Here is a 12407-nt window from a genome sequence, read left to right as displayed (position 1 = left end):
GTGAACCGAATGGAGGTGCAATGGGCCGAGCAATCCATATCTTCCGCACCCCCGATCGTTTCGTCGCCGGCACCGTCGGCGAGCCGGGCGACCGCGCGTTCTACCTGCAGGCCGTGCAGGACCCGCGGGTGATCAGCGTGCTGCTGGAGAAGCAGCAGGTGAAGGTGCTGGCCGATCGGATGGGTCTGCTGCTGGACGAGGTGCAACGACGCTTCGGCACCACCGTGCCGCCGCAGGCCTCCGATGTGGCCGACACCGCGCCGTTGATCACCCCGATCGATGCCGAATTCCGGGTCGGCACCATGGGTTTGGGCTGGGACGCCGACGCGGGCGCGGTGGTGGTGGAGCTGCTCGCGATCACCGAGACCGAGGTGGACGAATCGGTGGTGCTCGACGACACCGAGGAGGGTCCCGATGCGGTGCGGGTGTTCCTGACCCCGGTGCAGGCGCGCGAGTTCGCGCTGCGCTCGGCGCGCGTGATCGCCGCCGGACGCCCGCCGTGCCCGCTGTGCGGGGAACCGCTGTCGTCCAAGGGGCACATGTGCGTGCGCACCAACGGCTACAAGCGCGGCGACATCTTCGGCGCCAATGAACTCGAGGAATGACGGCGTGAGCGAGGACGGGCTGCGCACCGCCGAGCTGACGGTGATCGGGCAGGTCACCACCGCCAGCAATGTCACGCTCGTCTGCGAGACCGACGGCGCGGGGCTGCGGGTGGTGTACAAGCCGGTGCGCGGGGAGCGGCCGCTGTGGGATTTCCCCGACGGCACCCTGGCCGGGCGGGAGGTGGCCTCGTATCTGGTGTCGGAGGCGATCGGCTGGGGCGTGATCCCCGAAACCGTGTTACGGGAGGGGCCTTTCGGGCCGGGCATGGTGCAGCGCTGGATCGATACCGCCGAGGATGCCCCGGGCCCGGATCTGGTGGATCTGTGCCCGGTCGATGCGGTGCCCGAGGGGTATCGGGAGGTGTTGCGGGCGCTGGATCCGGGCGGGCATCCGGTGTCACTGGTGCACGCCGATGATCCGCGACTGTTTCGGATGGCGGTGCTGGATGTGCTGCTCAACAATGCCGACCGCAAGGGCGGTCACGCGCTCGTCGGGCTGGATGGGCGGGTCTACGGTGTCGATCACGGCATCTGCCTGCACCGCGACCCGAAGTTGCGCACGGTGTTGTGGGGCTGGGCCGGCGAGCCGATCGGTGACGAATTGCTCACCGACATCACGGTTTTCGTCAAAGCGCTACCCGGTGAGCTGGGTGAGCGGCTGGCGGAGTTCCTCACCGACGCCGAGATCGAGGCGCTCGAGGCACGCGGGCGGGCCCTGCTGGAGGAGCCGGTGATGCCGATGCCGGTCAGTCAGCGCCCGATCCCCTGGCCCGCGTTCTGACCCGGCCGGCGGCGGCGTTCGCCTCGTCGTGATTGCAACTCTTGACACCCTCGCGCCCGCGACTAGGGTGCTGGTCGGCCAGGGCGGGTGGGTGTCGCGCGGCACACCGGTGCGGGGGCGGCGGGGATGGGGCGCGATCACAGCGTTAACCTCGATTCATGCAGTCCTGGTCCGATATCGCTGTCCCGACCGTCCCCGGATCCGGACCGGCGTTGCGGTTGTTCGACACCGCCGACAAGCAGGTGCGCCCGGTGACCCCCGGCGCCACCGCGACGATGTACGTGTGCGGCATCACCCCCTATGACGCGACCCATCTCGGGCACGCGGCCACCTATCTGACCTTCGATCTGGTCAACCGGTTGTGGCGCGACGGCGGGCACGAGGTGCACTACGTGCAGAACACCACCGATGTCGACGATCCGCTGTTCGAGCGCGCGCAGCGCGACGGCATCGACTGGCGCGAGCTCGGCACCCGGGAGATCAACCTGTTCCGTGAGGACATGGCCGCGTTGCGGGTGATCCCGCCGCGCGACTACATCGGCGCGATCGAGTCGGTGCAGGAGGTGGTGGAGCTGGTCGACAAGCTGCTCGCCTCCGGTGCGGCGTATGTGGTCGACGATCCGGAGTACGCCGACATCTACTTCCGTCACGACGCAACCGAGCAGTTCGGGTACGAGTCCGGCTACGACCGGGCGACGATGGAGCGATTGTTCGCCGAGCGCGGCGGGGATCCGCAGCGGCCGGGCAAACGGGATCCCATCGACGCGCTGCTGTGGCGCGCGGAGCGGCCGGGTGAGCCGTCGTGGCCGGCGCCGTTCGGGGCGGGCCGTCCCGGCTGGCACATCGAGTGCGCGGCGATCGCGCTCAACCGCATCGGCACCGAGTTCGATGTGCAGGGCGGCGGCAGCGATCTGATCTATCCGCACCACGAGTATTCGGCCGCGCACGCCGAGGCGCTGGTGAAGGGACGCCGTTTCGCCCGCCACTACGTGCACGCGGGCCTGATCGGGCTCGACGGCGAGAAGATGTCGAAGTCGCGCGGCAATCTGGTGTTCGTGTCGAAGCTGCGCCGCGCGGACACCGACCCGGCCGCGATCCGGCTGGGGCTGTTCGCGGGCCACTATCGCGCCGACCGGGAGTGGTCGGATGCGGTACTGGCCGAGGCGCTTTCGCGGCTGGAGCGGTGGCGGGCAGCGGTGGCGCTGCAGTCGGGTCCCGAGGCCGGTGACACCGTGGCGCGGGTGCGGCGGCATCTGGCCGATGACCTGGACACGCCGAAGGCGATCGCGGCGATCGACGCGTGGGCGCAGCAGGCGCTGGCCTACGGCGGACCCGATACCGCGGCGCCGGATCTGATCAAGGACACCGTCGACGCCCTGCTGGGTGTCGCGCTCTGAGCCGCACAAGAGCGTGAGTCGAACGCGCGAGCCCGGATCCGGGCTCGCGCGTTCGTGTTTCGGACGGTCGGGTTCGGCAAGGTGCGCAGCGTCACGGGGGCGGGCGGGCGGTTGGAGAGAAATGGGTCGACTGCGCGGTGCCGGGCCGCGCATGCTGGCCTGCGGGTGTCGTTGTCTGTGAGGAGGATGTGCCTGTGGTTGCCTCGGAGGCCGGTCGCGGCGAGTGGTCGCTGGCCGCGGCGCGTTTCGCGCGGGAGACCGATCGGCTGGTGGAGTGTGCGGCGTTCTATCGGGAGATCGTCGGACTGACCGAACTTTTCGTGTTCGAGGATCATGCCGGCTACAGCGGATTCGTGTTCGGGCTGCCGGACGCGTCGGCGCAGCTGGAGCTGGTGCGCCGCGAGGGCGCGCCGCCCCCTGCACCGCCGGGCCCCGAGCATGCGGTGGTGCTGTATCTGCGGTCGGGGTTCGCGCGGTTGCGGGCGCGGCTGGCCGATCATGGTGTGGCCGAGGTGGTTCCGGACAATCCGTATTGGGTGGCGGCGGGGGCGTTCGCGGTGCTGGATCCGGAGGGGTGGATGCTGATCGTGGTGCCGGAGGCGGCGGGCGGGGTGCGGATCGAGGAGTTCCTCGGTGATCGCGCCGAGATCGCGTGGTCGTTCCGGATGGCCGAGGATTCCGAGCAGGCGCTGGCCGGGTATATCGGCCGGGGGCGGGTGTGGGTGGCGCGCAACGACTCCGGGGCGGTGGTCGGCCATATCCAGGCCGCGCCGGGGGCCGGGGAATCGACCTGGGAGATCGTCAATACCGCTGTGGCGGAACCGGTGCGGGGCACCGGGGTGGGCAGGCGGCTGATCGATCGGGTGGTGGCGGTGGCCACCGACGCCGGGGTGCGCCGGCTGGAGGTGGCCACCGCCACCGCCGATGTGGGGAATCTGCGGTTCTATCAGCGGTGCGGGTTCCGGATGACGCGGGTGGTGCCCGATGTGTTCACCGCCGCGGCCGGGTATGCGGAGGAGATCGTGGTGGACGGGATCCGGTTGCGGGATCAGGTGTGGTTCACCCGCCTGCTGTGAGGGTGCCTGCTCAGGCGGCGACGACCTTGGCGTAGTTGTCGCGCAGTGCGGGCCAGCCGCCCGGGGAGCCGACGGCGTCGCGCATGGATTCCCAGCCGGGGCCGTGGTTTTCGAAGCCGGAGTGCACCAGGGTGACGGCGGTGCGGCCGGGGTCGAGGGCGGTGAAGGTGACATCGACGCGGCTGGTGCGGGCCGGGTCGGATTCGGGTTTCCAGCTCAGGTCGATGTCCCAGGAGAAGGCGAAGTGGCTGTCGGGTGACCACTCCAGCACCCGGCCCCACGGGCATTCGGTGCCGTCGGTTTCGCGGCCGTAGAGGCGGCCGCCGACGTGGGGTTCGACGACGACTTCGGCCAGTGGGCCGGAGCCGATGTGGTGCTCGCGCGGCCACCAGGTGTCCATGCCGGTGGTGAAGACGCGGTAGGCCTTGTCGATGGGTGCTTCGACGGTGACTTCGACGGTGACGGTGTCGGTGTGCTGGGTCATGACTGCTCCTGGGTGTGGTTCTGCTGGGCTTGGCGGTTCACTTCGTCGCGAAAGGCCGACAGCGCGGTCGACCAGAAGTGGGTGAAGTACACGCGCAGCGCGTCGATGCCGCTGGGGTCGAGCCGGTAGACGCGCCGAGTGCCGACGGCTTCGTCGCGGACCAGGCCGGCCTGTTTGAGCACCTTGAGGTGCTGGGAGACGGCGGGCCGGGACACGGGAAGCTCCTGGGCGAGTTCGCCGACCGCGCACGGGCCTCGGCCGAGGCGTTCGAAGATGGCTCGCCGGGTCGGGTCACCGAGGGCGTCGAGAGCGGCGCTTTGGTAAGTACCCACGAACCGTAAGTCTACGCTTACATGCAGGTGGGTGGAAGGGGTGGTGGCGAATCCGGTTGGCGGGGGTGCGAAGTCGCCGTCGCCCTTCCCGCGGCCGGTCGGCGGCCGATACCGTGAGGGCCGGATGGTGTGGACCCTCAGTGAGGAGGTGGGCCGTGAGTGCGGTGCCGGGTTTCGAGCGTTTGCGTGCGATGGTCGAACAGGGGCTCGATCGGAGTGCGTCGGTGCGCAAACAGTTGCGCGCGGGTGGGCAGCTGGTCGACAGCGTGCGCCGCGATCCGCGCATCGTGCGGGAGCTGATCGCCGGGTTGACCGGCCACGGCGGTACCGGCGAGGCGGCGGTACCGGTCGAGCACGCGGTGCCGGCTGGGCTGGCGGACTACCCGCGCACCGCGCACGCCCAGCACGATCTCGAGACCGGGCCGGCCGCGACGCTGGCGTATCTGGCGCAGCTGCAACGGCTTCCGGAGTGGGTGGTGTTCCATGCGGGCTGGCGTGGGGAGGCGCCGGGCGCAGCCGCGGTGGGCGTGGAGTACACGCAGGTGGCCAAGTTCATGGGGATCCCGGCGGATGTGGCGTGGACCGTGACCGAGGTCGGCGACACCGGGCTGGCGATGCGCGGGCGCGGGCCGCAGGGGCTGGGCCTGGGGTTGTGGATCACGGTGGCGCCCAACGAATCCGGGTCGAGTGTGTACCTCGACGCGGGCCTGTCGGGGCAGCCGGTCGACGGGCCGCTGGGCGCGACGGTGGCGCGAGCGCTCGGTGACGCGCTGCGCGATTCCCTGGCGGCGCTGCCCGCGGCCGTGGCGGCGGCCAAATCGAGCTCGACCGGGCGGGCGGCGCACAAGGCGGTGCGGCACCGGGCATCCGGGACGCTGCTGGCGCCGGGCACGCCGGTGCTGGTGGGCGTCGGGCAGGTGGTGCAGCGCACCCCCGACCCGTCCTACGGTGATCCCGCGCAGCTGGCGGTGCGGGCGTTGCGCGCGGCGGCCGCCGATGCCGGGGCGGGGGAAGCGCTGCTGGCGCAGGCGAATGCGGTGTTCGCGGTGTCGCCGACGTCGTGGCAGTACCGGGATCTGGGTGCGCTGGTGGCGCGCGCGGTCGGCGCGGGCGCCGCGGAGACGGTGCAGTCGAGCCCGTTCGGGGGTGACGGCGGGCAGCTGGTGCTCAACGAGGCGGCCGCGGCGATCGCGGCCGGCGACTACGACCTCGTGCTGGTGACCGGCGCCGAGGCCGGGGCCACGCAGGCGGCGGCGCAGCGCGCCGGGATCGAATTGGATTGGCCGGTACAGGATCCGGCGGTGGCGCCGACGCGCACGGTGGGGATCGACAAGGCGGCCAACAATGCGGCCGAGTCGGCGGCCGGGCTGCAGGCGCCGATCAATATGTACGCGCTGCTGGAGTCGGCCAATCGGGGGCGGCTGGGCCGTACTCCGGCCGAGCAGGCGGCGGCGGTGGCCGAGATGTGGTCGCGGTTCTCGGCGGTGGCGGCGGCCAATCCGAATGCCTGGCAGCCGCAGGAGTTCCCGGCCCCCGAGATCGCGACGGTGACCGAGGCCAATCGCATGATCTCCGCGCCCTACACCAAACTCGAGTGCGCGAACCTGACGGTGGACATGGCTTCGGGCATCATCGTGGCCAGCGCGGCGGCCGCCGAGGCGGCGGGTATTCCGCAGGACAGGTGGGTGTTCCTGCACGCGGGCGCCTCGGGCACCGACGAGTGGTTCGTCAGTGAGCGCAGCGATTTGGCGGCGTCTCCCGCGATCCGCACGCTGGGTGCGGCGGTGCTCGACCATGCGGGCATCACCGCCGACGCGCTGGCCCATGTCGATCTGTATGCGTGTTTCCCGGTGGCGGTGCAGATCGCGGCTCGTGAGCTGGGGCTGCCGGCGGAGGATCCGAAGCGGCCGCTGTCGGTGACCGGGGGCCTGACCTTCGGTGGCGGGCCTGGCAACAATTACGGCGGTCACGCGGTGGCGACGCTGGTGCAGCGGTTGCGCGCCGAACCGGAATCCTTCGGTCTGGCAACGTCTCTGGGCTGGTATCTGACCAAGCACGCCCTCGGGGTGTACTCGGCGACTCCGCCCCGGCAGACCTACCGGCATCTGACCCCGGTCATCGAGCATCCCCCGGCCCGCCCGGCCCGCACCGGCTACACCGGCGAGGCCGTGGTGGAGGCCTACACGCTGCCCTACGGCCGCGACGGCCGTCCCGAGGCCGCGATCGTGAGCGTGCTGACCCCGCACGGTGAGCGGGTCCTGGTGCGCTCCACCGATTCCGCCCTGCTCACCGCCCTCACCGAGGACGACTGGCTGGGCCTGCCGGTGATCGTGGACGGCGACGCGATCGTCCCGAGGCCGGCGCCGGTCGGCGAATCCGAGTCCAGCACAGGGGAATCCGATGTCGGCCCGGTGACCTCCGAGTCCGGCGCGGTGGAATCCGATGCCGTCGCCACCGATACCGGTGTATCCACCGATACTGCTCCGGCTACGACGGTGGCGGAGACGCCTGGTCACGGGTTGAGCACGGCGGGTCTGCCCCGGGTCGCGTTGCCGCCTCCGCCGCCCGCGCCGGTGCTCATCGAGCGCCGCGGCCACGTCATGATCATCACCATCAACCGGCCCCAGGCGCGCAATGCGATCAACCTGGCCACCGCGCTGGGATTGGAACGCGCGATCGACGCCTACGAGGGTGACTCGAATGCGCGCATCGCGATTCTCACCGGTGCGGGCGGATATTTCAGTGCCGGTATGGATCTCAAGGCGGCCGCTCGTGGCGAGGTGCCGGTCACCGAGAAGCGCGGCATCCTGGGCATCGTCTCCCAGCCGCCGCGCAAGCCGCTCATCGCGGCCGTGGAGGGCCCCGCACTGGCGGGCGGCTGCGAATTGGCGCTGGCCGCCGATCTCATTGTCGCGGCGAGCGATTCGACGTTCGGCATCCCGGAGGTCAAACGCGGCCTGGTCGCCGTCGGGGGTGGCGTGCTGCGCCTGTCGCAGCGTCTACCCCGGGCGATCGCCATGGAACTGGCTTTGACCGGTGACCCGATCACCGCGGCCCGGGCCGCCGAGATCGGTTTGATCAACGAGGTCGCCGCGCCGGGCAAGGCGCTCGAGGCGGCGCTGGCGCTGGCCGAGCGGATCGCGGTGAACGCTCCGCTGAGTATCGATGCGAGCAAGCAGATCATCGAGCAGGCCCCGGACTGGTCGGTGGCCGAGGCGTTCGGCAAGCAGGGTCAGGTCGCCGCGGCCGCCCTGTCGTCGCAGGACGCCGGTGAGGGCATGCGCGCGTTCGTGGAGAAGCGTCCCCCGGTCTGGCAGGGCCGCTGACCGCGGCGGTGGCGGGTTCGGCTGGTGGCCGCCGGCGAACCCGCCGCCGGGTCGAGGCCTCGTGCCGCGGGGCCGAATATGTTCAGGTGTCAAGGAATTCGACAGTCGACACTAGTGAGAGGGTGTGTGCATGCCGTTCGATCATCCTGTTGCGCGCACGCTGACGTTGCGCCGTGACGGCCTGGAACTGTCCGCTCGTCATTTCGGTCCGGACGACGCGCCGCTGGTGATCCTGCTGCACGGGTTTCCGGATACGCCGCACACGTGGGACGGGTTGATCCCGCTGCTGGTCGAGGCGGGGTATCAGGTGCTGGCGCCGTGGTTGCGCGGGTATACGCCGGGGTCGGCGTCGCGGGCGGCGCGCTATGACCTGATGGCGGTGAGTGCGGATGCGGCGGCCTGGCATGTGGAGCTGGGTGGGCCGAGCGCGCATCTGGTGGGGCACGACTGGGGTGCGTTCGTGGCGATGATTCTGGCCAAGCAGGATCCGCGGCGGTGGGAGTCGTTGACACTGCTGGCGATTCCGCCGTTCGGGGGCGGGGTGGCGCCGGGCATGTGGCGGTATCTGCCGCGGCAGCTGGTGTTGTCGTCGTACATCCCGGTCATGCAGTCGGGGCTGTCGCCGCGGTTGCTGACCCGCCGGGGTGCGGGGTTCGTGCGGGCGCTGTGGCGGCGGTGGTCGCCGGGGTGGGCGTTCACCGACGACGAGTTCGCGCCGGTGGCAGCCGTTTTCACCGATCCGGTGATGGCGTGGGCGGCGACGCGGTATTACCGGTCTCTGTTCACGGTGCAGCGCAGGGCGACTCGCGCATTCGGCGACATCCTGATGGCCGAGGCCGCTCCGCTGCCGACGCTCGCGCTGGCCGGGCTGCGCGATGGCTGCATGTCGCCGGGTCTGCAGCGGGTACTGGCAGAGCATGCACACGTGCAGCATGCGCAATTACCCGGCTGTGGGCATTTCCTGCAGGCCGAACGCCCGGATGCGGTCGCGGAGCTGCTGTTGCCGCATCTACGGGCAGCCGGCGCGCACACCGGATAGGTCAGTGGCCGCCGTGAGGCCGGATCCTGTGTCCCCGTGGGCACGTCGCCCCTCGGAATGGCGTGCTCGTCGTGCGACAACCGGATGCGGCCGGTGGTGTTGGTGGCCGGCCGCACCCGGTGTGCCGGGTCAGGCGTTGTTCAGGGCGGCGACGGCGTCGGCGAACATGGTGGCCTTGATGGCGCCGAGGGTGGCCGGGTCCTTGGCCCCGAGCGGGGTGAGCATCCCGAGCGCGGTGTCGGTGAGGGTGTCGAGGTCGGTGGTGGCGTCGACGATGTCGTGGGCGAGGGCGTCGGGGCCGCCGAAGCGACGTCCGGTGGTCATCGACGCGACCGCGGCCCTGGGGGTCAGTTTGGCCTGGATGAGCGCGGCCATGCCGCGGGAGAAGGGGATGTGGATGTCGACTTCGGGCAAGCAGAAGTAGCCGCGGTCGGCACGCATGACCCGGAAGTCGTGGGCGAGGGCGAGCATGGCACCGGCGCCGAAGGCGTGCCCGGGCAGGGCGGCGGCGGTGGGCAGCTCGAAGGTGAGCACGCGGGCCAGCAGCGACTGCACCTGCGCCACATACCATTCGGCGCGTTCACCGTTGGCCGAGAGCCAGTCCAGGTCCAGGCCGTTGGAGTAGAACTTGCCGGAGGCGGTGGTGACCAGGGCGTGCGCGCCGTCGGCGACGGCGGTGTCGAGGTGCGCACCGATCTGGTCGAGGAATTCGGGTGAGAAGCGGTTCTCGTCGCCGCCGAGGTCCAGGACGGCGATCTTGTCGTGGTAGGTGAGTGTGGGCATGGGGGTGTGTCCTTCCTCAGGAGGTTTTCGGTCGTGCGGGTGCGGGCCCGAGGTCGAGGACCGCGCGGACGGCGGCCCGGAGCTGCCCGCGGGCAAGGGGATTGGCGAGGCGGTCGCGGTCGAGCAGGATCGCTGTCGGCAGGTCGACCAGGCACAGGGTGAGGGTGTCGACGGCGGCGGCGTCGGCGCGGTCCCAGAGTCGGCGGGCGAGGGTTTTCATCAGCTCGACGAGGGTGGCCTGGGTGGCGGCGAGTTCGGCGCGGACGGGTTCGGGCAGGTCGTCGCCGAGCAGGTCGTCGCGGCGGACGGTGAAGAACAGCCGGGTCGACATGGGGTGGCGGGCGGCGAATTCCGCGGGCGCCTCGGCGGCGGCGATGACCGCTGCCACGCCGTCGCCGGCCTCGGCGACCATGGCGGCCTGGAGTGCGAGAAACCGGTGGGCGGCCCGGATCCAGGTGCGCCCCACCAGTTCCGCGCGTGACCCGAAGGTGTGGTACAGCGCTCCGTTGGAGACGCCGGTGGCGGCGGCGACCGCGCGGATGGTGACCGCGGCGGGCCCGGATCGCACGGCCAGGGCCTCGGCGGCATCGAGCACGAGGTCGGGGTCGTGGGTGCGGGGGCGGGGCATGCACCGACCATAACAGAGCAAGTGCTCTGTTATGAAGGGGTCAGTTCCCCGGTCACGAATCAAGCCCGGCGCGAACACGATCCGGCCGCCTCCGCGACGGGGTGCGGAGACGGCCGGATCGGATGCGGGTGTGGGTCAGGGTGTGGTGGGTTCGTGGACGCCGTCGGTGAGCGCGGGCGTGTACATGCGGTCGATGTCGGCGGCGTATTTGCGGGCGATGGGTGTGCGGCGCAGTTTCATGGTGAGGGTGATCTCGTCGCCGCCGGGTTCCCAGAAGGTGGGCAGGATGGTGAACCGTTTGATCTGTTCGACGCGCGAGAGTTTGGCGTTGCCGGCGGCGACGCCGCGCGCGATCTCGGCGACGACGGCCGGATCGGTGGCCAGGGCGGCCGCGGAGGCGTCGACTAGCCGGTGCTGGGCGGCATAGGGTGCGGCGGATTCGGCGTCGAGGACGATGAGGGCGGTGTTGTAGGCGCGGTTGTCGCCGATGGTGGCCAGGGCGCCGATGAGCGGGGTGGCGGCTTTGACGGTGTTCTCGATGTTGGCCGGGGACATGTTCTTTCCGGCAGAGTTGATGATGAGTTCCTTCTTGCGGTCGACCACACGCAGGTAGCCGTCGGCGTCGCAGGTGATGATGTCGCCGGTGGCCAGCCAGCCGTCCGGGTCGAGGGCGTCGGCGGTCTTCTCGGGTTCGTGCCGGTATTCGCGCATGACCAGGGGCCCGCGGACCAGGAACTCGCCGTCGTCGGCGATCTTGGATTCCAGTCCGGGCAGCAGCCGACCGACGGTGCCCAGGCGGGCTTCGGCGGGCGGGGAGACGCTGACGATGCAGGTCAGTTCGGACATGCCCCACACCTCGGAGATGGGGATGCCCAGGCCGAAGAAGAATCCGAGGGTTTCCGGCGGGATCGGCGCGGCCCCCGACAGCGCCCATTTGAGTTGGTCCAGGCCGAGTTTGGCGCGCAGCGGCCGCAGCACCGCGGCATCGGCCTTGTCCCATTCTGCGGCCAGGTCGGTGCCGATCGGCTGCCCGGCCAGCTGGGCGGCGGCCTTGCGGGCGGCGACCTCGAGCCCCCAGGCGAGGGCGGCGCGGCGGGTGGGGTCGGTTTCGGCGGTGACCGAATATTCCACGGCCGCTTTGAGTTTCTCCCACACGCGCGGGACCGCGCCCCAGATGGTGGGGTGCACGTCGGCCAGGGCGGCGGGCAGCTGGGTGCGGTCGGGGACGACGGTGATCTGGGTGCCGAAGTATTCGTGCAGGTACAGATTGGTGACCCGGTCGGCCATGTGCGCGGTCGGCAGGAACGAGGTGATGCGGTCGCCGAACTCGACGGGCATGACCGAGGCGTAGGCGCGGCATTCGAAGGCGAGGTTGGCGTGGGAGATCTCCACGCCCTTGGGGTTGCCGGTGGTGCCGGAGGTGTAGCAGAGGGTGACGATGTCGTCGGGCCGGATCGCCTGCCAGGTGGCGTCGAAGTCGAAATCGGTGCGCCCCAACTGTTTGAGCTGCGCGACGGTCAGCGTGCCGGGGGCGGGCTCATCGACGCACACGATGGTCTGCATGGGCACCCCGCAGCCGCGGATGCGGTCGACGTATTGGGCCTCGCACAGCACGACCCGGTTGCCGGCGTTGCTGAACACGTAGTGCAGCTGTTCGGCCGAGAGTGTGTTGTACACCGAGAACGAGGTGGCGCCGGTGTGCTGGGCGCCGACCTCGAGGGGGTAGAACTCGACGCGGTTGGCCATCATGAACGCCACCGTGTCCCCGCGCCCCACCCCCAGCGCGGCCAGCCCGGCGGCGACCTCGCGCACCTGGGTGGCGTAGTCGGACCAGGTCAGGGTGCGGGTGCCGCCGATATCGCGGACCGCGACCGCGCCGGGGTCGATCGCGGCGGTCGCCTGGAAGGCGGCGGGGGACGTATTCGGTTCGCTCATCACAATTCTCGTTCCACTCAC

Annotated in this window: 11 protein-coding genes; 6 read left to right on the top strand and 5 right to left on the bottom strand. The window is 70.7% G+C overall.

Annotated features, from left to right (window positions below; all coding sequences use genetic code 11):
- Window positions 1–20 precede the first annotated feature (20 nt).
- From ACFXHE_RS07255 to ACFXHE_RS07240, 4 genes are all read left to right on the top strand, one after another.
- Entirely contained in the window at window positions 21–605 is a 585-nt protein-coding gene (locus tag ACFXHE_RS07255; protein WP_379380784.1) for a DUF3090 domain-containing protein, read from the top strand.
- Window positions 589–1386, top strand: coding sequence for an SCO1664 family protein (locus tag ACFXHE_RS07250; RefSeq protein WP_379380782.1), 798 nt, complete (start codon window positions 589–591; stop codon window positions 1384–1386). Before ACFXHE_RS07255 ends, ACFXHE_RS07250 begins: the two co-directional genes overlap by 17 nt.
- A gap of 158 nt (window positions 1387–1544) precedes the next feature.
- On the top strand, window positions 1545–2783 hold the full coding sequence (mshC, locus tag ACFXHE_RS07245) for a cysteine--1-D-myo-inosityl 2-amino-2-deoxy-alpha-D-glucopyranoside ligase (RefSeq protein ID WP_379380780.1): 1239 nt from the start codon (window positions 1545–1547) through the stop codon (window positions 2781–2783).
- Between the two features lie 194 nt (window positions 2784–2977).
- Complete coding sequence (locus ACFXHE_RS07240; protein ID WP_379380778.1) at window positions 2978–3859, top strand: GNAT family N-acetyltransferase; 882 nt, start codon at window positions 2978–2980, stop codon at window positions 3857–3859.
- A 10-nt stretch (window positions 3860–3869) separates the two neighbouring features.
- On the opposite strand, the gene ACFXHE_RS07235 is transcribed toward ACFXHE_RS07240, so the two are convergent.
- Window positions 3870–4343, bottom strand: a complete 474-nt coding sequence (locus tag ACFXHE_RS07235; protein WP_379380776.1) for an SRPBCC family protein — start codon at window positions 4341–4343, stop codon at window positions 3870–3872.
- Entirely contained in the window at window positions 4340–4675 is a 336-nt protein-coding gene (locus tag ACFXHE_RS07230; RefSeq protein ID WP_379380774.1) for an ArsR/SmtB family transcription factor, read from the bottom strand. The genes ACFXHE_RS07235 and ACFXHE_RS07230 overlap by 4 nt, the downstream gene beginning before the upstream one ends.
- A 155-nt stretch (window positions 4676–4830) precedes the next feature.
- Between ACFXHE_RS07230 and ACFXHE_RS07225 the strand changes: the two genes are divergently transcribed.
- A complete protein-coding gene (locus ACFXHE_RS07225; protein ID WP_379380772.1) occupies window positions 4831–8001 on the top strand; it encodes a crotonase/enoyl-CoA hydratase family protein in 3171 nt (1056 codons plus the stop codon).
- A 130-nt stretch (window positions 8002–8131) separates the two neighbouring features.
- Window positions 8132–9040, top strand: a complete 909-nt coding sequence (locus ACFXHE_RS07220) for an alpha/beta fold hydrolase (RefSeq protein WP_379380770.1) — start codon at window positions 8132–8134, stop codon at window positions 9038–9040.
- A 129-nt stretch (window positions 9041–9169) separates the two neighbouring features.
- Here ACFXHE_RS07220 and ACFXHE_RS07215 read toward each other — a convergent pair whose 3' ends face one another.
- From ACFXHE_RS07215 to fadD11, 3 genes are all read right to left on the bottom strand, one after another.
- Window positions 9170–9823 (bottom strand): enoyl-CoA hydratase-related protein, encoded by a 654-nt coding sequence (locus tag ACFXHE_RS07215; RefSeq protein WP_379380768.1) that lies wholly within the window; start codon window positions 9821–9823, stop codon window positions 9170–9172.
- A gap of 16 nt (window positions 9824–9839) precedes the next feature.
- Window positions 9840–10451, bottom strand: coding sequence for a TetR/AcrR family transcriptional regulator (locus ACFXHE_RS07210; RefSeq protein WP_379380766.1), 612 nt, complete (start codon window positions 10449–10451; stop codon window positions 9840–9842).
- A 135-nt stretch (window positions 10452–10586) separates the two neighbouring features.
- Window positions 10587–12386 (bottom strand): fatty acid--CoA ligase FadD11, encoded by a 1800-nt coding sequence (gene fadD11 / locus ACFXHE_RS07205; RefSeq protein WP_379380764.1) that lies wholly within the window; start codon window positions 12384–12386, stop codon window positions 10587–10589.
- Window positions 12387–12407: the final 21 nt, after the last annotated feature.

The organism is Nocardia sp. NPDC059229 (assembly GCF_042754165.1).
GTDB lineage: Bacteria > Actinomycetota > Actinomycetes > Mycobacteriales > Mycobacteriaceae > Nocardia.
Note: the sequence above shows the minus strand (reverse complement) of the source record. Positions and strands in the feature narration are given on the sequence as shown.